This is a genomic window from Campylobacter sp. BCW_6873, assembly GCF_001762365.1.
Taxonomy (GTDB): domain Bacteria; phylum Campylobacterota; class Campylobacteria; order Campylobacterales; family Campylobacteraceae; genus Campylobacter_D; species Campylobacter_D jejuni.
The window spans coordinates 1-1,427 of record NZ_MJWS01000082.1; the positions used below are offsets into that span (position 1 = coordinate 1).

The 1,427-nt window shown below is 36.6% G+C and carries 1 protein-coding gene; it reads left to right on the forward strand.

All coding sequences use genetic code 11. From position 1 onward, the window contains the following. Nucleotides 1-1,427, forward strand: a 1,427-nt coding sequence (locus AJ932_RS08170; protein WP_070289014.1) for a flagellin, incomplete at both ends; no start/stop codon positions are given.

Consider the following 1,427-nt stretch of genomic DNA (forward strand, 5'->3'; position numbering starts at 1 on the left):
AGACTTAGTTCAGGTCTTAGGATTAACTCCGCAGCAGATGATGCTTCAGGGATGGCGATAGCAGATAGCTTAAGATCTCAAGCAAATACTCTAGGTCAAGCTATATCAAATGGTAATGATGCTTTGGGTATCTTACAAACTGCAGATAAGGCTATGGATGAGCAACTTAAGATCTTAGATACTATTAAGACTAAGGCAACTCAAGCCGCTCAAGATGGTCAAAGTTTAAAAACAAGAACCATGCTTCAAGCCGATATCAACAAACTCATGGAAGAACTTGACAATATCGCAAATACTACTTCGTTTAATGGTAAGCAACTTTTAAGTGGTGGTTTTACAAATCAAGAATTTCAAATCGGTGCAAGTTCAAATCAAACCGTTAAGGCAACCATAGGTGCAACCCAGTCTTCAAAAATCGGTGTTACAAGATTTGAAACAGGTTCACAAAGTGTGAGTTCAGGTGTAGTAGGACTTACTATCAAAAACTATAATGGTATAGAAGATTTTAAATTTGATAATGTTGTGATTTCAACTTCAGTTGGAACAGGACTTGGAGCTTTAGCCGAAGAGATTAATAAAAGCTCTGATAAAACAGGAGTTAGAGCAACTTATGATGTAAAAACTGTAGGAGCTTATGCTATAAAAGAAGGAAGTACTTCTCAAGACTTTGCTATCAATGGGGTTATAATTGGTCAGATTAATTATAAAGATGGAGATAATAATGGCCAATTAATCTCAGCTATAAATTCTGTTAAAGACACAACAGGAGTTCAAGCTTCTAAAGATGAGAATGGTAAACTTGTTCTTACTTCAGCTGATGGTAGAGGCATTAAAATTACAGGTAGTATAGGTGCTGGTGCTGGTGTTTTAAAAACTGAAAATTATGGAAGATTATCTTTGGTTAAAAATGATGGTAGAGATATCAATATAAGTGGAACTAATCTTAGTGCTATAGGTATGGGTGCTGCAGATATGATTTCTCAAGCTTCAGTATCTTTAAGAGAATCAAAAGGTCAAATTTCAGCAGCTAATGCTGATGCTATGGGTTTTAATTCTTACAATGGTGGCGGAGATAAGCAAATTATCCAAGCTTCTAGTATTTCAGCGTTTATGTCTCAAGCAGGTTCAGGTTTTTCAGCAGGTTCAGGTTTTTCAGTGGGTAGTGGAAAAGGATATTCTACAGCTTTATCTGGATCAGTGCAAATTGTTTCAGATGCAGCTTCTATAAGCAGTACTTATATAGTTTCAGCAGGTTCAGGTTTTTCATCAGGTTCAGGAAATTCTCAATTTGCTGCCTTAAGAACATCAACTGTAGGTGCTACTGATGAAACTGCGGGTGTAACCACTCTTAAAGGTGCTATGGCTGTGATGGATATAGCTGAAACTGCTATAACTAACCTTGATCAAATTAGAGCTGATATAGGTTC